The following is a 21,110-nucleotide window of genomic DNA, read 5'->3' as shown; positions in this document are numbered from 1 at the left end:
GACCTGGGTCGCCAGATGGCACACCAACCCCGGACCACGGTCAGAGACGACGAATGAAAACCTTTCCCCGCAGTGCCTCCTCGACCAGTGCGACCGCCCGGCGCACCCGCACCAGATGTGCCGCCTGCTCCTGCCACGCCTCGACGGCCGACTCGACCACATGGGGCGGCACCTGATCCCCCAGGCTGTCGCGCACGCCGGTCAGGCCCGCCCGGCTCGCCCGATATTGGCTCTCGACGAACTGGGCGGCAAACCCCGCCAACACCACCGGATGTCGGCGAAGCACCGGATAGCTTCGGAAGTCAGCCGGGCAACAGTCCAGCAACCAAGCCACGGCTGTGGTCTCCCATTCGGGCGCTCCCGGCGGGCGCACACCCTCCGGCCAGCCGGGGGGAACATAGAGCGAGGTCTCGACGCGCTCGCCGCCACACACCATCGTCATCTGCACGGTCATGTCCGGCCCTTCCCTTGATCGAATATGTGTTCGATTCTAGGTGAGGTGTTCGACTCCGTCAACGCCTGTCGCCACCGCCCCAGAGATCCTGCGCAGCATCATTGACGTCATGTCCGACATTGTTTGTTCGATCGCGGCCGGAGAGGCGGACGCGGAGGTCGTGCTCCGCAACGACCACGTGATCGCGTTCCTGGACCATCGGCCCGTCTTCAAGGGTCACGTGCTCGTCTGTCCGCTCCCCCACGCCGCCACGTTGCCCGATCTGCCCGCCGCAGCGCTCGGCCCGTTTTTCGCCGAGGTGCAACGGGTCGCCTCGGCGCTCCCGGTCGCGCTCGGGTGCAGTGGGACGTTCGTCGCTCTCAACAACGTCGTGAGCCAGTCGATCCCCCATCTCCATGTGCACGTCGTGCCCCGCACCAAAGGTGATGGGTTGCGTGGCTTTTTCTGGCCACGGGTGAAGTACGCCGAGGGCGAGCTCGCGGCGTACGGAACCCTCATCCGCGAAGCGCTGGAGGCCGCCTGCGCATAACGGCTCGGGTCGACAACTTCCAAAACTCCTTCGCCGACGGCCGACGCCCTGGGGCACACTGACCGCGTGCTGCTCACCATCTCGACGACCCACTCCCCGGCCACCGATCTCGGCTACCTGCTGCACAAGCATCCCGACAGGGTCCAGCACTTCCGTCAATCGTTCGGCACCGCGATCGTCTGCTATCCGGAGGCGACCGACGAGCGCTGCACCGCCGCGCTGATCCTCGACATCGACGGGATCGAGCTCGCGCGCCACCGGACCGCGGGCAACTCGCCGGACTTCAGCCTGGCGCAGTACGTCAACGACCGCCCCTACGCTGCCTCCTCCCTGCTCGGAGTCGCGGTGGCGGACATCTTCAGCACCGCACGGGCCGGCCGCTGCAACGCGCGCCCCGAGCTCGCCGACAGACCGATTCCGCTCGAGCTCGGCATCCCCGTGCTCCCCTGCAACGGTGGTGCCGAACTCGCCCGACGCATCTTCGAACCGCTCGGCTGGACCGTCTCCGCCGAGCCGATCGGCCTCGACGAGACATTCCCCGACTGGGGCGATTCTCGCTATCTGCGTTTGCGGCTGACCGGCACGATCCGGCTCGCCGATGCACTCAAACACCTCCACGTCCTGCTGCCGGTCTTCGACGAGGCAAAGCACTATTGGCAAGGGCCCGATGAAGTCGACAAGCTGTTGCGCTCGGGTGGAGCCTGGCTCGCTGCCCACCCCGATCGGGAGCTCATCACACGCCGCTATCTGCGCCGCCGGGGTCTCGTCGACGAAGCGCTCGCCCGGCTCGCGGAGCTCGACGGCGATACCGAGTCCGCGCTCACGACGGCCGACGGCACCGCTGCCGACACCGATGACATCGACATGCCCGCGGCCGACCGGATCCCGCTGAACGCCCAACGACACGAGGAGATCCTCCGGACGCTCGTCGGACTCGATGCCAAATCCGTGATCGACCTCGGTTGCGGTTCGGGCGCGTTCCTCGAACAGTTGGTCGCGACATCACGTTTCACCCGGATCGTCGGCACCGATGTGTCGCTCCGAGCGCTTCGGCAGGCCACCCGCCGGCTGTGGCTCGACCGACCCGATCGCAGTGAGCGCGAGATCGAACGGGTGCAGGTGTTCCAGAGTGCACTGACGTACGCCGATCCGCGGCTCGCCGGCTTCGATGCGGCTGTCCTCATGGAGGTCATCGAGCACGTCGACGAGTCCCGGCTCGGCGCGCTCGAGCGGGTCGTCTTCGCCGAGGCTCGCCCGGGCGCGGTGCTCGTGAGCACGCCGAACCGGGAGCACAACACGGTGTTCGACACCGGGCGCGGCACCGCGGCCCCGACCGGGCTGCTGCGGCACCCGGACCACCGCTTCGAGTGGGACCGCGCCGAGTTCGCCGCCTGGTGCGACCGCGTCGCGGGCGCGCACGGCTATCTGGTCGAGATCCGCAGCATCGGTCGCGCCGACCCGACGCACGGCGCGCCCACGCAGTTGGGAGTGTTCACCCGTGACTGAGACCCCCGATCCCACCCGTGCCAACCACCCGGACGCAACCGACCGGGTGGCGATCGGCGTACCCGCAGGTGGCCTCATCCTCCTCGTCGGTGTCTCGGGCAGCGGGAAGTCGACGTTCGCGCGCGCCCACTTCCGGCCCACGGAGGTCATCTCGAGCGACTTCTGCCGCGGCTTGGTCGCGGACGACGAGAACGACCAGAACGCGACGGCGGACGCGTTCGATGTCCTGCACTACATCGTGGGGACCCGGCTGCGCCGCGGCCTCCTCACGGTGGTCGACGCGACGAACGTCCAAGCGAAGGCCCGTGCCGAGCTGGTCGCGCTGGCCAAACGCCACCACGTCCTGGTCGACGCGATCGTCCTCGACGTCCCCGAGAGCGTTGCCGCAGAGCGCACCGCCGCCCGCGCGGACCGGAATTTCGGCCGGGACGTCATCAAACGTCAGTTGCGGGATCTCCACCGCACGCTCAGCCGGGCGAAGCGGGAGGGCTTCCGACGCGTGCACGTGCTCCGGGGAGTCGACCGGATCAGCGCGACGGACGTCATCCGGGAGCGCTCCTGGAACGACCGCACCGACCTCCACGGCCCGTTCGACATCATCGGCGACGTGCACGGGTGCGCGAGCGAGTTGCGCACTCTCCTCACCGACCTCGGGTGGCAGATCGAGCACGCGACCGCAGCCGACGGCCACAGGACGACGGTGCCCGTGGCGATCGGCGCAACCCACCCCGAGGGGCGGACCGCCGTGTTCGTCGGCGATCTGGTCGATCGTGGTCCCGACATCACCGGCTCACTCCGGCTGGTGATGGGCATGGTCGCCGCCGGCACGGCCCTGTGCGTCGCCGGCAACCACGAGGTGAAGCTCGTGCGCGCCCTCGACGGCCGCAAGGTGCGAATCGCCCACGGGCTCGAGGAGTCGCTCACCCAGCTCGCCGCAGAACCACCGGAATTCACCCGCGCGGCGCGGGACTTCATGGCGGGGCTGATCAGCCACTACGTGCTCGATGGCGGCAAACTCGTCGTGGCCCACGCAGGGCTCAAGGAGGCCTACCACGGGCGCACCTCCGCGCGCGTCCGCGCCTTCGCGCTCTATGGCGACACGACCGGTGAAACCGACGAATACGGGCTGCCGGTGCGGCTGCCATGGGCGAAGGACTACCGCGGTGACGCCCGCGTGGTCTTCGGCCACACGCCCACTCCCACCGCCGAATGGCTCAACAACACGATCTGCATCGACACCGGCTGCGTGTTCGGTGGCGCGCTCACCGCGTTGCGATATCCAGAGCTCGAGTTGGTGACCGTGCCGGCCGAACAGGAGTGGTACGCCCCCACCCGCCCCCTCGCCCCACCCGCGCAGGCGGAATCCGACGGGCGCGAGTCGTCTGTGCTGCACATCGACGACGTTCTCGGAGCCCGGTGGCTGGAGGCCCCGCGTGCGGGCAAGGTGAAGATCCCCGAGGAGAACGCGGCGGCCGCGCTGGAGGTGATGAGCCGGTTCGCCGTCGATCCGCGCTGGTTGATTTATTTGCCCCCCACGATGTCGCCCTCGCGCGCGTCGACGCTGGAAGGTTGGTTGGAGCGACCGGAGGAGGCATTCGCAGAGTATGCCAACTGGGGCGTCAGTCGCGTCGTCTGCGAGGAGAAGCACATGGGCTCACGAGCGATCGCCGTGATCGCACGGGACCCCGGGGTTGCCGAACGACGGTTCGGGATCGCGGACGGCAGCAGCGGGTCCGTGTTCACCCGCACGGGCCGACCGTTCTTCCCCGGTCCCGCGGGCGCCACCCTGGTCGCCCGGGTGCGCGACGCGATCCTGCCCCTGTTCACTGCCCTGGACACCGACTGGGTGGCGTTGGACTGCGAGCTGTTGCCGTGGTCGGCCAAGGCAGGTGGGTTGATCCGTTCGCAGTACGCCGCAGTCGGTGCCGCGGCGCGTGCCGCTCTGCCGGTGGCTCTGGATGTGCTCCAGGCGACCGCCGCCCGGGGGCTCGACGCCGATGCGCACGGCGCCGTGGCAACCTTGGCAGAGCGGAGCCGGCGGCGTCTGGCGAACGCGGAGAAGTTTCGGGATGCCTACGCGGCGTACTGTCGCCCGACCGACGGACTCGCCGGCGTCACGCTGGCACCGTTCCAGATCCTCGCCGTCGAGGGCCACGCGCCGGCGATCACCGAACCGCATGAGTGGCATCTGGCCGAACTCGCTCGGTTGGACTCGCCGTTCCTCACCCCGACTCGGCACGTGTTCGTCGATCTCACCTCCGCCACGGAGAAGGCGGCAGCCGTCGACTGGTGGCTGGACCTCACCGCTTCCGGTGGCGAGGGGATGGTCGTCAAGCCTGCTGGCATGCGTGTCCCCGACCTGCCCGTCGGCCGGGCCCGCGGCGGGCAGGCAGGCCTGAAGGTGCGGGGCCGCGAATACCTGCGGATCGTCTATGGCCCTGACTATCTCGAGTCGTTGGACGTGTTGCGCAAGCGGCAGCTCGGCAAGAAGCGACATCTCGCGGAGCGCGAGCATGCCCTGGGACTGGATGCGCTGGAGGGGTTCGTCGCCGGCGAACCGCTCTGGAAGGTCCACCAGCGGGTGTTCGCGGTCCTGGCGATGGAGTCCGAGGCCGTCGATCCACGCCTGTGAGATGGGACTGCAGCACCCACCGACTCAGTCGATCGCCGGTGGCAGGGCAGGGCGCCCCTTGGCCAGGTGCCTGTCCGAGCGTGCGATGTCCTTCGGCGTCGCAGCGCGCGCCACCACCATGCCCGTGCCGCGCACGATGACACGCGGACAGCCCCGTCGGGGACGCGTCCGCACGTTCATGCCGGTGTAGCCGCTCCAAGCGGTCGCGTTCATGTGCTGGCCATCGACAGCCCACCCGTCCGGCACGAACAGATAGGTGGGCTTCTGGCCAACGACCTCGATGTCGATGACCGGCGCCTTGGTGGTGGCACGGGAGAAGTCGACGCGTGCTTTGCCTCTTGCAAGGCGAAGCTCCAGGAACGGCGGGACTTCCCAGAAGCCGGTCAGATAGATACCCCGGCCATCGAGGCTCTCGAAGATCAAGGGGTTGTCCCACGCATAGCCAGGGCCATCTCGGAGCGGCATTACTGCGGTCAGTGCCCGTTCGAGGTCAGCTGCCGGCACCAGATCCCCAAGGACGGTCGCCAGATCCTGCTGGGTCCTCGCCTGGAATGCCGCCGCCACGCGGTCATCGAGTTCATCGAACGTGATCCGGTCGTCGGCGGCGGCGTTCCGCAGGATCTCTACAGCGTTCTCGCGCTGAACGGTGCCGACCCTAAGGTGCCCATCAGTCATGGGGGTCAACCTACTCGGCAACCCGGGCCCGGCCCGGCGTCGTGCACGTTCCTCAGCGAGGCTGGAGAAGCGGCGAAAGGGGCCCGGGATTGTTCCCCGGGCCCCTTTCTGGGCGGTGACCAAGACCGTCAGGCCTCGGTCAGCTCAACCTCAGGCCTTGGCCATGTTCCGCAGGACGTACTGGAGGATGCCACCGTTCAGGTAGTACTCCCGCTCGCCCGGCGTGTCGATGCGCACGACCGCGTCGAACTCGGTCTTGCTGCCGTCGGCCTTGGTCGCGGTGACCTTCATCGTCCGCGGCGTAGTGCCGTTGTTCAGCTCGGTGATCCCGACGATGTCGAAGACCTCCTCGCCGGTCAGGCCCAGCGAGTCGGCCGACTCGCCGTCGGGGAACTGCAGCGGCAGGACGCCCATGCCGATGAGGTTCGAGCGGTGGATGCGCTCGAAGCTCTCGGTGATGACGGCCTTGATGCCCAGCAGCGCGGAACCCTTGGCGGCCCAGTCACGCGAGGAGCCGGAGCCGTATTCCTTGCCACCCAGCACGACCAGCGGGATGCCGGCGGCCTGGTAGTTCACCGAGGCGTCGTAGACGAAGCCGACCGGGCCACCCTCGGCGGTGAAGTCGCGGGTGTAGCCGCCCTCGGTGCCGGGCGCCACCTGGTTGCGGAGGCGGATGTTGGCGAACGTGCCGCGCATCATGACCTCGTGGTTGCCACGGCGGGAGCCGTAGGAGTTGAAGTCCCGGGGCTCGACGCCCTTGGAGATCAGGTACTGACCCGCCGGGGTGTCCGCCTTGATGTTGCCGGCCGGGGAGATGTGGTCGGTGGTGACCGAATCGCCCAGCTTCAGCAGGACCCGGGCGCCCGTGATGTCGCCGACGGGCTCGGGGTTCTCGGGCATGCCCTCGAAATACGGTGGCTTGCGGACATAGGTGGACTCGTCCTCCCACGCGAAGGTCGAGCCCGCCGGGGTCGGCAGGTTCTGCCAGCGCTCGTCACCGGCGAAGACGTCGGCATAGCGGGACGCGAACATGTCGGCGTCGATGACCGAGATGGCCTCGTCGATCTCCGCGGTGGTCGGCCAGATGTCGCGCATGAAGACGTCGTTGCCCTGCTCGTCCTGCCCGATCGGATCGTTGTACAGGTCGATGTCCATCGTGCCGGCGAGCGCATAGACGACGACCAGCGGCGGGCTGGCCAGATAGTTCATCTTCACGTCGGGGCTGATGCGGCCCTCGAAGTTGCGGTTGCCGGACAGCACCGCGGTGACGGCGAGGTCGTGCTCGTTCACAGCGGCCGACACCTCGGGGATGATCGGGCCGGTGTTGCCGATGCAGGTCACGCAGCCATAACCGACCAGGTTGAACCCGATCTTGTCCATGTAGGGCTGCAGACCGGCCTTGTCGTAGTAGTCGGTGACGACCTTCGAGCCCGGGGCCAAGGTGGTCTTGACCCACGGCTTGCGGGTCAGGCCCTTCTCGACCGCCTTCTTCGCCACCAGCGCCGCCGCGAGCATGACGCTCGGGTTGGAGGTGTTGGTGCAGGAGGTGATCGACGCGACCACGACGGCGCCATGGTCGAGATCGAACTGCTCGCCGCTCTCCAGCGTCACGGGGATCTTGCGCTCGGCACGGGCATCACCCTGGCCGGTCTTCCCCTTGACGTCCTCGACGACGTCCTCAACCTTGTCCACGACGGTGTCGACGACGTTCTTGGCCTTGTTCAGCAAGCCACCCAGCAGGCCACCGGACTTCTCCTCACCCGCAGCGGCGGCCGGGGCGTCGGAGGCGGGGAAGCTGTCGGCCGCAGCCTTGTCCTGGGCAGTCAGCGCGGGCTCGATGTCCTTGACATAGTTGCGCAGATCGCTGCGGAACTGGCTCTTCGACTTGGAGAGCTCAATGCGATCCTGCGGACGCTTCGGGCCGGCGATCGACGGCACGACCGTGCTCAGGTCGAGTTCCATGTGCTCCGAATAGCGGGGCTCCGCGTTGTCGTCGTGCCAGAGGCCCTGCGCCTTGGCGTACGCCTCGACCAGCTCGATCTGCTCCTCCGAACGACCGGTCAGCCGCAGATAGTCGGTGGTCTTGTCGTCGATCGGGAAGACGGCGATCGTGGAGCCGTATTCCGGCGACATGTTGCCGATCGTGGCGCGGTTCGCCAGCGGCACCTGGGAAACGCCGGGGCCATAGAACTCGACGAACTTGCCGACGACCTGATGCTTGCGCAGCATGTCGGTGATCGTGAGCACGAGGTCGGTCGCGGTCACGCCTTCCTTCAGCTCACCGGACAGCTTGAAGCCGACCACACGCGGGATGAGCATCGACACGGGCTGGCCCAGCATCGCGGCCTCGGCCTCGATGCCGCCCACGCCCCAGCCCACGACGCCGAGGCCGTTGACCATGGTGGTGTGGGAGTCGGTGCCGACGCAGGTGTCGGGGTACGCCTGCAGCACGCCGTTGACCTCGCGCGGGAACACCACACGGGCGAGGTGCTCGATGTTGACCTGGTGGACGATGCCGGTGCCCGGGGGGACGACCTTGAAGTCGTCGAAGGCGGTCTGGCCCCAGCGGAGGAACTTGTACCGCTCCTCGTTGCGGCCGTACTCGATCTCCACGTTGCGCACGAACGCATCGGCGGTGCCGAACACGTCGGCGATGACGGAGTGGTCGATGACCATCTCGGCCGGCGACAGCGGGTTCACCTTGTCGGCGTCGCCACCCATCTCCACGATGGCCTCGCGCATGGTGGCGAGGTCGACCACGCAGGGCACACCGGTGAAGTCCTGCATGATGACGCGGGCCGGCGTGAACTGGATTTCCTTGTCCGGGTTGGCCGAGGGATCCCACTCACCCAGCGCACGGATGTCTTCGGCGGTCACGTTGGCGCCATCCTCGGTGCGAAGGAGGCACTCGAGGAGAATCTTCAAGCTGTACGGCAGATCAGCCGACCCGACCACCGAGTCGAGCTTGAAGATCTCATACGTCTTGCCGGCCACCTCCAGGTTGGCCTTGGCTCCAAAACTGTTGACACTCATGGAATCAACTCCCGGACTCGTTGTTTGCCCCCGGAGCATGGGGTGCCCCAGGAAAGTCTCTTGACGTCAAGATACCACCCTCGGCGGTATCGTCCGCGCACGCTCTCATGACGGCAGCGGACTGCCCGTCCCCCATCCAACCACGTGGCGGCACCCCCGCGCGGGTTGTTCGTTTTCCCGTGCGCACAGGGCTCGCTCAGGAGCGTGTGAAGATCGCCACACATTCGACGTGGTGGGTCTGGGGGAACAGATCAAACGCGCGGATCTCCTGGATCCGCCACCCGAGTTCCTGCGCGTACGCCACGTCCCTGCCCAACGCCGCCGGATCACAGGCGACATACGCCACCGCCCTGGGTCGCCTTCGGGTGAGTTGTTCGAGCACCGCTCGACCCGCCCCCGCACGCGGCGGGTCGAGCACCACGAGGTCGGTCGTTTTCGGGAGCGTACGCAGGGTCCGCTCCACACGGCCCACGCTGAAGCGTGCGTCCGGCACATTGCGCCGGGCATGCTCGATCGCGCGACGCGCGGACTCCACGCCCCAGACGCGTACGCCCCGATCGGCGAGGGCACCGGCAAACAGCCCGACTCCGCAATACAGATCGAACGCGCGCTCCCCCGCCGCCGGCTCCAGTCCGTCCAGCACCGCGGCCACCAGCACGTCCGCCGCGCGCGGGTGCACCTGCCAGAACCCGCCGAGGTCGAGCCCGAAGGTCCGGCCGCCCGCCCGCTCTTCGATCGCCTCCCGGCTTCCTGGCGGACCCGTCCGGATCCCATCGGGACTCGCGACGACCAGGAGTTCGGGGATGGTCTCCACGCCGTCCGGATCTGATCCGCTGAGCGGATCACTTCCGGAGCGCCGGACCCCCGAAGCATGCGTTTCCAGGTCCTGCATGATCTCCCCCAGCGCCCCTCGGTCTGCGGCGATCCGGCACCCCTCGGGCGGGACCGGGATCACCTCATGGGATCGATGGGCGCGCAGCCCCGGCCCGTCGGGCGTGAGCAGATAACGCATCCGGGTCCGCCAGGCCCACACCGGCGCGACTTCTTCGACTTCACCGGCCCACTCGATCCCCCCGAGCCGCCGGAGTTGTTCGGCGACCACGCGTCGCTTCAGGTCTCGCTGCGCGTCTTCGGTCGCGTGCTGGAAGTCGCAGCCACCACATCCACCGGGGCGAAAGGCGGGACAGGGCGGCGGTCGACGATCCGACGCCCCGACCACGATCTCCACCGCATCGCCGCGCCAGAACCGCTGGTGCGAGGTGTCGGTGAGCCGGACGAGCACCTGCTCGCCGGGCAACGCGTGACGGACGAACACCACCCGACCACCGGACCCTGCCGACGGGTCCGCGACCCGTGCCACACAGTGGCCGCCGTGCGCGACCTCGCCCACCGTGACGGGTCCGACGATCAGACCGTCCCCGGGGACAGGGTTGGGGTCGGACGCTTCCGTGGGTTCAGACATGCTGCCTCTCCTCCGACCGGCGCGACGGGGGCGGGCTCGGAGGAGCCGGCTGCCGACCGGTGCCGATCAGACGATAGGCCAGCGGATCCTCACGGGCGGCGCCGGCAGCAAGTCGTTTCGATCCGCAGCGAGGACATGTAACGCTGCGGCAGGATCCGGACAGGTACGGGATGTGAGACACATGAGACCGAGCGAGCAACGCTTCCGCGCAGCGTTCGCGGACAGTTATGCCGACGTTGTGCGCTTTGCCCGCCGGCGCACCGAACCCGAGCGCGCGGAGGACGTCGCCGCCGACGCATTTCTCATCGCCTGGCGACGGATCGCCGATCTCCCGGACGATCCGGGGGACGCCCGGGCCTGGCTGTTCGGGATCGCGCGCCATTGCCTGCTCAACGACCGGCGATCCGAACGCCGTCGGGACGGGCTCCTGGTGCGGCTCATCGACCACGACAGCGCGCCCGGACTCCCCGATGGCGACACCGACGCGGCGATCCTGCGGGCCGATCTCGCCCGGGCGTGGAAACGCCTGCGCGACACCGATCAGGAGGTTCTTGCCCTCGTGGTGTTCGAGCGGCTCACCGCCGCCCAGGTGGGCGCGGTCCTCGAGCTGACCCCCGGCGCGGTCCGCGTACGCCTCGCCCGCGCCCGCGCCGCCCTGCGCCGCGAGCTCGGGTCCCCGCCGTCTGCCTCGCGACCCGCTTCTTCCCGTGCTTCCTCGACCACCCAGGAGGTTCTGCCATGACTCCCGACCGCGACGACCGCCTCGACGACCTGCTGCGCACCCTCGACCCCGCACCGGACGACCTCGGCACCGATGCCCGTGGGCGCGCCGACGCGTTGCTCGAGCACATCACCGCCACCCCGTCCCCCGCCCAGCCCGGCACCCCCGGCGGCCCGCCGTCAGACGAACAGCGGCGGCCGACGCGATCGCTGTCGTCGGGTCGCCCCCGTGCCCGCTGGGTGGCCATCGGAGCCGCCGCCGCAGCCTTCGCCGTGGCCGCCGCCACGCTGCCGAGTCTGTGGCCGGTGACGCCGGCGTACGCCACCTGGACCGCCGAACCCATCCCCGTGACGGGCGCGACCAGGGACAAGGCTGTCGACGCCTGTCAGAAGGTCTTGGCCGAGCGGGCGACCGGTTCCCGCGGTGGCGGGCCCCAGCCCCAGCCGCGCGCGGAGACCGCCCGCACGGTGCTGGCCGAGCAACGCGGCGAGGTCATCCTGGTGTCCCTGGTGACCGATAACGACTCGACCTATTCGTGCATGTTCGACGCCGATCGCCCCACCCGGCCCGTGGCCGGCGGTGGCGGCATCGCCACGACCGAAACCCCGCCGAGGCCCCCGCTCGGCCCGGACGAACTGCGCAGTTTCGGCAACGGGCTGAAAGGTGGAGCGGACGGTGGCTATGCGGACACGTCCGGCAGGGTCGGCGCTGACGTCCGGTCGGTCACGATCCACGCGAACGGGCTCACGCTGGACGCGACGGTGACCGACGGGGTGTTCGCCGCGTGGTGGCCCGTGCAGGGACCGTTCGAGGAGCCCATGATCACCGACATCCGTTTCGACGTGACCCTGGTCGACGGCTCCGTGCGCACCGGCGTGGACGACGGCATGGACCGTGGCCCGCGACCCGGGCCGCGGGAGATCGGACGGGTCGAACGCGGCGGTGGGGTCGGTTCGGATGGCGGGATCGGCACCGCCGGCGGACTGGTCGGTTCCGACGTCATCGGGGTGACCGTGCACGCGGACGGCCGGGACACGGTGGCCGAGGTGCGCGACGGGACGTTCCGTGCCCGCTGGCCCCTCCCGCAGGGCGCAGCCCACGCACAGGCGGCCACCGGGCCGAGCGCGAGCACCTATACCCTCACGCTCCGTGACGGCACCGTCCTGGGCCACCAGCGCCCGGTGAGCGGCTCCGGTTCCTGACCCACGATCAGCGCTCCGCGCCGCTCACCGATCGCACCGGGAGCGGCGCGGGGGCCGTCGAATGGGTACATTCAGCAACGTGCACATCGTCATCATGGGCTGCGGCCGCGTGGGTTCGCGGCTGGCCAACAGCCTCGAGAAACGCGGCCACAGCGTTGCGGTGATCGACGTTGACGTCGATGCCTTCCGCCGGTTGGGCCCCACCTTCGCAGGCCGCACGGTCAAGGGGGTCGGGTTCGACCGGGATGTGCTGCTCAAGGCAGGAATCGAGGAGGCCGACGGCTTCGCCGCGGTGTCGAGCGGCGACAACTCCAACATCCTTGCCGCCCGGGTCGTGCGGGAGTTCTTCGACATCGAGAACGTTGTCGCCCGCATTTATGACCCCGACCGTGCGGAGGTCTATGAACGCCTCGGCATCCCCACAGTGGCCACCGTCCGGTGGGCTGCCGACCGGGTGCTTCGACGGCTTCTGCCCGAGGGGTCCGAGCCGGTGTGGCGGGATCGCGCCGGCACCGTCGGCCTGCTCGAAGTGCACGTCCACCCCGACTGGGTGGGCCAGACCGTCGGCCGCATGCAGGAGGCCGCCCGCACCCCCATCCCGTTCCTGTTGCGGGTGGGCACCGGCATGGTTCCTCGGGCGGACACCATCTTCCAGGACGGGGATCTCGCTTATGCCGCCTGTGAGACCGAGCGGGTCAGCGATGTCGAGGCCGTCCTCGGTGCCCCACCCCGTCGACACTGAACCGTTCGAGAACCGCACATTGAGAGCGAGAACAACCATGCGCATCGCCATCGCCGGAGCGGGGAACGTGGGTCGTTCGATCGCCCGCGAACTGCTCCTCAACGGCCACCGGGTGTTGCTCATCGACAAGGACCCCAAGGCGATCAAGACCGAGTCGGTGCCGGACGCCGAATGGCTGCTCGCCGATGCCTGCGAGATGTCCTCCCTGGAGGAGGCCGGCCTGGAGCACTGTGACGTCGCGATCGCGGCCACCGGCGACGACAAGGTCAACCTCGTGCATTCGCTGCTCGCCAAGACCGAGTTCGGGGTTCCGCGCACGGTCGGGCGGGTCAATCACCCGGGCAACGAATGGATGTTCGACGAGGTGTGGGGCGTCGACGTCTCCGTGTCGACGCCGCGGCTCATGTCGGCGCTCGTCGAGGAGGCCGTCACGGTTGGCGATCTCGTCCGGCTGTTCACGTTCAAGGACGGCGGCACCAACCTGGTCGAGATGACCCTGCCGGACGACAGCCCCTGGATCGGTCGGCGGCTCGCGGAACTCGAACTCCCCGGCGACTCCGTGCTGGTCGCGATCATTCGCAACGGCCGGGCCATGGCTCCCGACCGGGACGGGGCGTTGGAGGGCGGTGACGAACTCCTGTTCGTCACCGCCGAGGAGCACGAACGCGACCTGGCGAACGAGCTCACATCGGATGCGATGAACCCCCGGGTCGTGACGCAGAACGACACACCGTTCTGAGGGCTTCGACGTGCTGGTCCCACCCCGGCCGTTCTGCGGGGTCGGTCAGGGCAGATGGGGACGTTCGCCTTCAGTCGATCCCGGGCACGTGCGTGAGCTCATAGCGCGGATTGAACATCTTGCGCTGCCCCCGTTGGCACGAGAGCCGACCTTCGATGCGGAGGATCGAGCCCGCTTGGATGCCGGAGATCGAACGCCGCCCCATGAAGATCAGCTTGACCTGCCCGGACCCGTCATCGAATTCTGCCTCCAGCCGGGGCGGCTCCTCCGGGGGCGGGATAGTGACGCTGCGGATGGTGCCGACCAGTGAGACCCGCTCCCGGTCGACGCACTCGTCGACCGGTCGGGCGCCCTGCTCCTCGGCCAGGCGCCGCATGTCTTCGGCATCCCGCTCGGCGGTTGAGCTCACCATGCGCCGCAGCGCGCCCATGAAGCCACCCGGCCGCTTGCTCTCGCCCATCGAGTTCGCCTCCTGATCAGCCCTGGGCCGGCAACCGGTGGATCTGGGCCTGCTCGGGGAGCTGCAGCTGGAGCAGGTCACCGACCGGCTTCGGATGCTCACCGCGGCGGACGACGATGTCGCAGAAAGCATCGAACAGCGGTCCGACGACATCGTTGTCCACGTCGCCCGTCATTGCCGCACGCCCCATGACCACGCCCCGCAACAACCAACGGGGGCCTTCAGCCACCCACGTCCGGGTGACCTGCATGCCGAACCGCCCGTCGGGCAATTGCACCGGGACGTTGCGCACCAGCTCGGTGCCGAACGGCCCCTCAACGCAATCCGCGGTCCCGTTCGCCTCGTTCGTCTGATCGATGATCTGCTGACGGATCTCCGACCACAGCCCGGGCGTGCGGGGCGCGGAGAAGGCTGAGAGCTCGAGCGCGGACTCCCCGACCACGACCAGGATTGCGACGATGGTCTCGGTGCCTTCGGCCACTTGAAGCCGGAGCTCGGCGCCCGGCGGGGGCGTGACGATGAGCGAGCCGAAGTCCAGCCGTTGCACCTCATCGGCATCGAGGTCGACCTCATCGATGTCGAACGGGCCGTCCTCTCGCCAGTCGGCGCTCAGGTCGAACGCGGCCCAGTCGCGATCGGTGCTCGTGCCTGGGTCCACGGGATCCGCTTCGGGCGACTCCTCGGCTGTGGCGTTCTCGGGAGTTTCTGCACCGGCGGCATCGGTCAGGTCGCTGCCCTCGCTATCGGTGACGGTCGGGGTCTCGTCGACCACCTCGTCAGCCTTCTTGTTCTTGCGACCAAAGATCATGGGTGCCTTCTCCGAATCGTCGATTGTTTCGAGTCACCACCCAGGGGTGGTCGGACCCGTCTTCCATCTTGACACTTGCCGGGCCCGGGACCCAGCGCATCCCGTGGGTCAGCGGTCCCGGCCGGTTCCCGTCGAACCGTGGCCGCCGACCCCACGCATGCTGTCCGGCAGGTCGGCCGCCTCGACAAAGCTCGCCCGCGCAACGGTCTGGATCACCAACTGAGCGATCCGGTCACCACGGCGCAACGAGATCGGTTGCTCGCGGTCGGTGTTCAGCAGACACACCTTGATCTCGCCACGATAACCGGCGTCGATGGTGCCGGGTGCGTTGACGACGGTGAGCCCATGGCGCGCCGCGAGCCCGGAACGCGGGTGAACGAACCCTGCGTACCCCCACGGCAACGCCACCGCCACACCCGTCCCCACCAGCCGCCGTTCACCGGGCGCGAGCACGAGGTCCTCGGTCGTGTGGAGGTCTGCGCCGGCGTCGCCTTCATGGGAGTACGCAGGCACCGGCAGGTCCGGGTCCAACCGATGGATGAGCACCTCGACATCAGGAGTCGGCATCGGTGACCTCCTCCGCGGTGCGGGCACCGGCGTGGGCGTTGACGGCAGCCGCGAGCTCGGCCGCACGCCGCGAGCTGATCAGCCAATAGGGATGGGGGTCGGCCGCGTCGACGACGGTGACTTCGACCGATTCCTGCACATAGGGGCGCACGGCGAGGTGCGCCCGCACATCGGCGCCCGGGCCGAGACGATGCCGCGCCGCGTCGGCGTCCAGCGTCGTGGCGCCGCCCACCCAGGCCCATTCGATCCGGTTGGGTCCCACCGTCAGCGCCCGTTCGTCGACGGTCACCGTGAGCGAACCGTAGGGCACCAGCACGGCCGCCACGATCCCGGCACACAGGACCGCAGCGATCAAGCCGTTGAGGGGTCCGAGATAGAAGGCCACCGCGACGAACACCGACACCACGAAGAACAACGCCACCAGCCACCACCGCACGGGAACACCGAGGCGTTCCCTGAACAGGGGGGCAGGTGGACGGGGATCGGCGGTCACGATGGGCTCCTTCCGCGCCGGGGGTGTGGTCATCTCCACGCTATCGCTCGGCCCTACTATGAACGCAGTGCCGGACAACCGCATGGGGAGAGCAATGAACTCGATGGTTTGGAAGATCTATGCTGCGCTGATCGGCGCCGCGACAACGATTGCCGCTCAGAAGGCTCTCACCAAAGTGTGGGAGATCGTCACGGGCGAGGAGCCGCCGGAACCCGGCGACCCGGACACGCCGCTGCACCTGGCGATCACGTGGGCGTCGGCCAGTGCCATCGGTGTCGGCACCGCACAGCTGCTCACCAACCGCAGCGTGCTGAAGCGGATGCGCAAGGCGCTCAACGACGACACGCTCACCAAGCTCTGAGCGAGCGACCAAACGATCAGAGGGGCCCTCCAGAGGGCCCCTCTCGTCTTTTTGTCGTGCTGCTGTCGTCTGCCGATCAGCCGGCGCAGTCGAGGCAATAGGCCTGCCCGTTGCGCTCCTCGGCGATCTGACTGCGGTGTCGCACGAGGAAGCAGCCCGCGCAGGTGAATTCGTCCTGCTGGCGCGGCAGCACCCGCACGGTCAGTTCCTCGTGGGAAAGATCGGCACCGGGAAGCTCGAAGGCCTCGGCCGCTTCGACCTCGTCCTCGTCGACCTTTCCCGAGTTCTTGTCATTGCGCCGCGTCTTCAGCTCCTCGATGGAGTCCTCGCTGATTTCCTCATCGGACTTGCGCGGGGCGTCGTAATCGGTGGCCATAGTTCCCTTCTTCGATCCGAACGTGGTGCCGGCGGATGCGAACCAACCGCGCTCCGGTCCGGGCCAAGCTGTGCTCGTCGTTCGCGTTCTGATGCGGCAGACCGCGAAATCCTGCGCGTATGCATATCACAACCCGAGCCACCGTGGGCGCGGAGCGGGCGGATCCGGCATGCGCGAGGTCATGTCAGAGTAGTTCGATGGCAAAATCCAGCGTCGTCATCGCCCCGGACTCGTTCAAGGGCACGATTGACGCCACTGCCGCGGCTGAGGCGATCGCGGCGGGCTGGCGGCGCGTACGCCCCGACGACGACGTCTCGCTGCTCCCCCAGGCGGACGGTGGCGAGGGCACGCTGGCGGCACTCGCAGGGTCCGACCCACACGCCGACTGGCAGGACACCGGGCCGGTGACCGGCCCCGATGGCCGACCGGTGGCCGGACGCTGGGTGCGGCTGGGTGATGGTCGGGCTGCGGCTGAGCTCGCAGTGGTGTCGGGGCTGCCGCTGCTGCAAAGCCCCGATCCGTTGGGTGCATCGACACGCGGGCTCGGGGAGGTCCTGCGGGCGATTGCCGCGGATGACGCCGCTTCCCGCCAACGTCAGGACCGCAGGCCCGACGCTGAGCCGCGCCTTCGCAGCAGTGAGCGCCGGGAAATCCTGGTGGGTCTGGGTGGTTCCGCTTCCACCGACGGCGGCGCGGGGCTGCTCACCGCGCTCGGCGCACGGTTCCTGGACGCGTCGGGGCACTCGCTGCCCCCCGGTGGCGGACAGCTTTTCCGACTCGCCAGGGTCGACCTGTCGGCGCTGGTCCGGCCGGGTCCGATCACGGTCCTGTCCGACGTGACCGCGCCGCTGTTGGGGCCCACGGGCGCTGCCCGGGTGTTCGGTCCCCAGAAGGGTGCCAGTGCCGCCGACATCGACATCCTGGACCGCGGACTCGCGCGGCTGGCGGACCTGATCGGCGTCGATCCACAGCAGCCAGGCCTGGGCGCGGCCGGCGGCACCGCCTATGCCCTGGTGGCGGTTCTGGGAGCCCATCTGGTGCCGGGAGCGCCGTTCGTCGCACGGACCACGGGTCTGGTGGCCGCAGCCGCACGTGCCGACGTCTTGATCACGGGAGAGGGGCGTCTCGATGCGACATCGCAGGCGGGCAAAACGGTCGGACACGCACTGGAACTCAGCGGGCCGCATCACCGGATCGTGATCGCAGGCGCCGTCGAGACCGCACCGGCGGACTGCCGGGCGTACTCCCTCACTCAACTAGCGGGCAGCGCCGACCGCGCGGTCGCCCAACCGGCTCGCTGGTTGAGGGAAGCCGGTGCAGCCGCGGCCGCCGACTTCGAGGCGGCACGCGACGGTGGCCGGCCGTGACCGGTTGACCAGAACAGCGGGATGCCGCGGGCCCGGTCTCCCGGGGTCAGGCGGTGGGAGCGCCTCGACGCGTCGGGTGCGGGCAACAGTTGCCCGGGCAAGCGTGCCGCCCCGGGCTGCCGTGGTCGATGACCTTGGGGAGGACCTGCTCGCCCCGCGCGACCGCGGACCGTTCCAGCATGAGGTCCACCAGGCCGGCCACGAACTCGGGATGGGTTCGGGCGGTGCTCGCCCGCCGCACCCTGAGCCCGAGCGATTCCGCATGCGGCACAGCTTCCTCGTCCAGGTCCCACACCACTTCCATGTGGTCGGACGTGAATCCAATGGGGGCCAGCACGACTTGGGAGGTGCCCCGGTCCGCGAGGTCGGTGAGGTGGTCCTTGATGTCCGGCTCGAGCCAGGGCTGATGAGGTGCGCCCGAACGGGAGCAATAGGCGAGCGACCACGGGAGGTCACGGCCCACGGCCAGGCTGACCTTGTCGCTCACGTTGTGGGCGAGCGTCAGGTGCCAGTCCACATAACTGCCCGGCGACTCCCACGGGGGCGGCCCGCTGGTCTCCGCCAGCTCGACCGGCAGCGAGTGGGTCACGAAGACCAAGTGCGTCGGACTGTGCTGCTGGGCCCTGCCGAGCTCCCGCACCGCCTGCGTCACCGCCGCCACGTTCGCCGCGACGAAACCGGGGTGGTGGGCGTAGTGACGGATCCCGTCCACCTCCATATCCACGGGCACCTCGGTGAGCGCGTCGGCGACGTTCTCCAGATATTGCCTGCAGGAGGGATAGGACGGATAGGCGCTCGTCGTCAGGCTGAGCACCCGCCGCGCGCCGCCCGCGGCGAGCTTGTCCAGCGCCTGGGACAGGAACGGGGGCGAGTTGCGGTTGCCGATCTCCAGCGGCAGGTCCAGCCCGCGCGACGTCAGTTCGGCCCGCAGAGCATCCGCCAGCGCCCGAGTCTCGTCGTTGATCGGGCTGACGCCACCGCGGGCGAGATAACGCTCCGCAACCTGCTCCAGCCGGGCCTGCGGCACTCCCCTGCCGGCCGTCACGCGCAGCAAGAACGGCATGACCTCCTCAGGCGATTCCGGCCCGCCGAACGAGATCAGGAGCAGCGCGTCGTACGGCTGAAGGGTCGCGGTCATGCGGGCCTCCCAGGGGTTGGTTGTTAACGGCAATCCTTTCAGACGGACCGACGCTCCTCGAGGTGGGGCGACATCGACCGCACGGCATGTCGGCACCTGTGCAACGGGCATTCGGCCCGTCCACGCGCACCGGCGACGACATGGGGATAGGTTGATGGCTACTGTACGGTCGAGACCTGCACGACATGCCCAAACGCATGTCGCAGTTCAGACCCAAAACCGCGGAACCGAGCGGGTTTGCCCCGAGACGGACACTGGAGAGCGACATGGACAGCGCGTTGCGACCCCGGGAGATTCAGGCCCGGATCCGCGCCGGGGAATCTCTTGAAGAGGTCGCCCGGCTCTCCGGCGCGCCGGCCGATCGGATCGAACGCTTTGCTGCGCCCGTGCTGGCGGAACGGGAGTACATTGCCGGGCTGGCACTCGCCTCGAGCGTCCGACGCCACGGCGAGCCCGGCAGCCACCGCACCCTCGGCGCCGTCACCAGGGAGCAATTGCTGGCCCACGGCACCGACCCCGAGAGCGCCGTCTGGGACGCGTGGCGCAACGAAGACAAGCGGTGGACCATCGTGGCCCGCTGGACGCAGGCCGACGAAGAGCGCTCGGCCAGGTTCCTCTTCGACCTCGGGGGCCGGTTCTCGGTCGCTGATGATGCCGAGTCCCGGTGGCTCCTCGCGGAGGATGAGGAAGCCGCCGAGCGGGACGAACTCGCCCTCGTGCGGGTCGTCGGCGAGGATCCGCCGACCGCGACCGCCGATCCGGAACCCGAGGTGCCGTCGACGTTCGACCCCGACGAGGAACCCACGATCACGCTGGACGACGTGCCGGGACATCTCCTGCGTGCAGAGGGTGAAGAACCCGATGAGTGGTTCCCCCGCAGCGTCGCCAGCCCCCAAGAGATCCGCGAGGAACTCGAAGCGGAGATCGACGCCTATGGCGTGGTGCCGGAGGGCCGCTCGGAACTGGATGTCCTCTATGACATGCTCGGCGGGATCGCCGAGGACTCCATCAACATCTATTCCGGGCTGACCGACCCCATCGTGGCGGAAGCGCCTGCGGGTCCGGACCCCGAACCGGTGATCGCCGAGCAGCAAGAGGATCGGCCCGAGGCCCAGCCCGAGCAGTCCGTGCCCGACCAGCAAGAGTCCCAGCCCGAGCAGTCCGCGCCCGACCAGCCAGCGGGTTCACAGCCAGAGCCCGCCCAACCGGAGTCCGCCCAACCGGAGCCCGCACAGCCGCGACCCGTGATCGACGCTGTGGTGATGACCGAGCCCGATCCTGCGTCCAGCAGACCGGAACCCGCGAGCGAACCCGAAACGGATCCCGTGATCGAGCCTGCCGCATCGCAGTCCGAATCCATGGCATCGCCACAGCAGCCGGAACCCGCGCCGGGACCGGCGGAACCAGTGATGGCACCGGAGTCGGTGACACGGCTCCAGCCGGTGTCCGACGCACCCGTCGAGAGCACGCCGGACGCGGACGCGGAGCCGTCCGGAACCGCCAGCCGGGAGCAGCAGCCCATGCCGGTGGCGCCCGGGGAACCCCAAGAGACGCGGGACGTCCCGACAGAGCCGCCTGCTCGGGTCCAGCGCGAGCGTGCGGAAGCCGAGCCGACATTGGTGCGCCCATTGGATGCTCCCGCCAGGACCGAGCCCCTGCAGCCTTCCGGGCAGCCTGCTCTGGTTGATGACGAGCCGACCGTCCAAGTCGCACCCGGTGCCGCCAAGCGCCGAGGTGCCCGCAAGAAGCGGGCCTCCGTCCCGTCCTGGGATGAGATCATGTTCGGCGGTCCGAAGCCCGAGTGACCTGAGCAGGACCGTCGGCAGACGAAAACAGATCCGGCGG

Annotated in this window: 20 protein-coding genes; 10 read left to right on the top strand and 10 right to left on the bottom strand. The window is 68.9% G+C overall.

Annotated elements, in window-relative coordinates; all coding sequences use genetic code 11:
• Positions 1-40 precede the first annotated feature (40 nt).
• The gene (locus tag ACQ260_RS00805; protein WP_432557494.1) at positions 41-454 is read right to left on the bottom strand and encodes a hypothetical protein; all 414 of its coding nucleotides are present in this window, start codon (positions 452-454) and stop codon (positions 41-43) included.
• Positions 455-563: 109 nt separating this feature from the next.
• On the opposite strand from ACQ260_RS00805, the gene ACQ260_RS00800 reads away from it, so the two are divergent.
• The 3 genes from ACQ260_RS00800 to ACQ260_RS00790 all read left to right on the top strand — a co-directional run bounded on the left by ACQ260_RS00800 (position 564) and on the right by ACQ260_RS00790 (position 5,121).
• The gene (locus ACQ260_RS00800; protein ID WP_432557493.1) at positions 564-983 is read left to right on the top strand and encodes an HIT family protein; all 420 of its coding nucleotides are present in this window, start codon (positions 564-566) and stop codon (positions 981-983) included.
• Positions 984-1,049: 66 nt separating this feature from the next.
• Positions 1,050-2,489: a 3' terminal RNA ribose 2'-O-methyltransferase Hen1 gene (locus ACQ260_RS00795; RefSeq protein ID WP_432557492.1), complete on the top strand. Its 1,440-nt coding sequence runs from the start codon at positions 1,050-1,052 to the stop codon at positions 2,487-2,489.
• Entirely contained in the window at positions 2,482-5,121 is a 2,640-nt protein-coding gene (locus tag ACQ260_RS00790) for a polynucleotide kinase-phosphatase (protein WP_432557491.1), read from the top strand. The genes ACQ260_RS00795 and ACQ260_RS00790 overlap by 8 nt, the downstream gene beginning before the upstream one ends.
• A 24-nt stretch (positions 5,122-5,145) precedes the next feature.
• Here ACQ260_RS00790 and ACQ260_RS00785 read toward each other — a convergent pair whose 3' ends face one another.
• From ACQ260_RS00785 to ACQ260_RS00775, 3 genes are all read right to left on the bottom strand, one after another.
• Positions 5,146-5,796 carry a DUF1707 SHOCT-like domain-containing protein gene (locus ACQ260_RS00785; protein WP_432557490.1) on the bottom strand — a complete coding sequence of 217 codons (651 nt, stop codon included), beginning with the start codon at positions 5,794-5,796 and terminating at the stop codon, positions 5,146-5,148.
• Between the two features lie 150 nt (positions 5,797-5,946).
• Positions 5,947-8,829, bottom strand: coding sequence for an aconitate hydratase (locus tag ACQ260_RS00780; protein WP_432557489.1), 2,883 nt, complete (start codon positions 8,827-8,829; stop codon positions 5,947-5,949).
• Between the two features lie 196 nt (positions 8,830-9,025).
• The gene (locus ACQ260_RS00775) at positions 9,026-10,291 is read right to left on the bottom strand and encodes a class I SAM-dependent RNA methyltransferase (protein WP_432557488.1); all 1,266 of its coding nucleotides are present in this window, start codon (positions 10,289-10,291) and stop codon (positions 9,026-9,028) included.
• A gap of 181 nt (positions 10,292-10,472) precedes the next feature.
• On the opposite strand from ACQ260_RS00775, the gene ACQ260_RS00770 reads away from it, so the two are divergent.
• The 4 genes from ACQ260_RS00770 to ACQ260_RS00755 all read left to right on the top strand — a co-directional run bounded on the left by ACQ260_RS00770 (position 10,473) and on the right by ACQ260_RS00755 (position 13,695).
• A complete protein-coding gene (locus ACQ260_RS00770) occupies positions 10,473-11,033 on the top strand; it encodes an RNA polymerase sigma factor (RefSeq protein WP_432557487.1) in 561 nt (186 codons plus the stop codon).
• Positions 11,030-12,214 carry a hypothetical protein gene (locus ACQ260_RS00765; RefSeq protein WP_432557486.1) on the top strand — a complete coding sequence of 395 codons (1,185 nt, stop codon included), beginning with the start codon at positions 11,030-11,032 and terminating at the stop codon, positions 12,212-12,214. Before ACQ260_RS00770 ends, ACQ260_RS00765 begins: the two co-directional genes overlap by 4 nt.
• Positions 12,215-12,275: 61 nt before the next feature.
• Positions 12,276-12,956, top strand: coding sequence for a potassium channel family protein (locus ACQ260_RS00760; RefSeq protein WP_432557485.1), 681 nt, complete (start codon positions 12,276-12,278; stop codon positions 12,954-12,956).
• Positions 12,957-12,993: 37 nt separating this feature from the next.
• Complete coding sequence (locus ACQ260_RS00755; protein WP_432557484.1) at positions 12,994-13,695, top strand: potassium channel family protein; 702 nt, start codon at positions 12,994-12,996, stop codon at positions 13,693-13,695.
• A gap of 70 nt (positions 13,696-13,765) precedes the next feature.
• Here the strand turns inward: ACQ260_RS00755 and ACQ260_RS00750 are convergent, their stop codons facing one another.
• From ACQ260_RS00750 to ACQ260_RS00735, 4 genes are all read right to left on the bottom strand, one after another.
• Complete coding sequence (locus ACQ260_RS00750) at positions 13,766-14,155, bottom strand: OB-fold nucleic acid binding domain-containing protein (protein WP_432557483.1); 390 nt, start codon at positions 14,153-14,155, stop codon at positions 13,766-13,768.
• 16 nt (positions 14,156-14,171) lie between these two features.
• Positions 14,172-14,963, bottom strand: a complete 792-nt coding sequence (locus ACQ260_RS00745; RefSeq protein WP_432557482.1) for a DUF3710 domain-containing protein — start codon at positions 14,961-14,963, stop codon at positions 14,172-14,174.
• A gap of 108 nt (positions 14,964-15,071) precedes the next feature.
• Positions 15,072-15,530, bottom strand: a complete 459-nt coding sequence (gene dut, locus ACQ260_RS00740; protein WP_432557481.1) for a dUTP diphosphatase — start codon at positions 15,528-15,530, stop codon at positions 15,072-15,074.
• Positions 15,517-16,023, bottom strand: coding sequence for a DUF3093 domain-containing protein (locus tag ACQ260_RS00735; protein WP_432557480.1), 507 nt, complete (start codon positions 16,021-16,023; stop codon positions 15,517-15,519). Before ACQ260_RS00735 ends, dut begins: the two co-directional genes overlap by 14 nt.
• A 94-nt stretch (positions 16,024-16,117) precedes the next feature.
• Between ACQ260_RS00735 and ACQ260_RS00730 the strand changes: the two genes are divergently transcribed.
• A complete protein-coding gene (locus tag ACQ260_RS00730) occupies positions 16,118-16,384 on the top strand; it encodes a DUF4235 domain-containing protein (RefSeq protein ID WP_432557479.1) in 267 nt (88 codons plus the stop codon).
• Between the two features lie 76 nt (positions 16,385-16,460).
• On the opposite strand, the gene ACQ260_RS00725 is transcribed toward ACQ260_RS00730, so the two are convergent.
• Entirely contained in the window at positions 16,461-16,760 is a 300-nt protein-coding gene (locus ACQ260_RS00725) for a DUF4193 domain-containing protein (RefSeq protein ID WP_432557478.1), read from the bottom strand.
• 197 nt (positions 16,761-16,957) lie between these two features.
• On the opposite strand from ACQ260_RS00725, the gene ACQ260_RS00720 reads away from it, so the two are divergent.
• Positions 16,958-18,127 (top strand): glycerate kinase, encoded by a 1,170-nt coding sequence (locus ACQ260_RS00720; protein ID WP_432557477.1) that lies wholly within the window; start codon positions 16,958-16,960, stop codon positions 18,125-18,127.
• A gap of 46 nt (positions 18,128-18,173) precedes the next feature.
• Here the strand turns inward: ACQ260_RS00720 and ACQ260_RS00715 are convergent, their stop codons facing one another.
• Complete coding sequence (locus tag ACQ260_RS00715; protein WP_432557476.1) at positions 18,174-19,265, bottom strand: ferrochelatase; 1,092 nt, start codon at positions 19,263-19,265, stop codon at positions 18,174-18,176.
• A 185-nt stretch (positions 19,266-19,450) separates the two neighbouring features.
• Between ACQ260_RS00715 and sepH the strand changes: the two genes are divergently transcribed.
• A complete protein-coding gene (sepH, locus tag ACQ260_RS00710; protein WP_432557475.1) occupies positions 19,451-21,070 on the top strand; it encodes a septation protein SepH in 1,620 nt (539 codons plus the stop codon).
• Positions 21,071-21,110 lie beyond the last annotated feature (40 nt).

Source organism: Ammonicoccus luteus (assembly GCF_050880385.1).
Lineage (GTDB): Bacteria > Actinomycetota > Actinomycetes > Propionibacteriales > Propionibacteriaceae > Enemella.
This window is presented reverse-complemented; position numbering and strand designations above follow the sequence as displayed.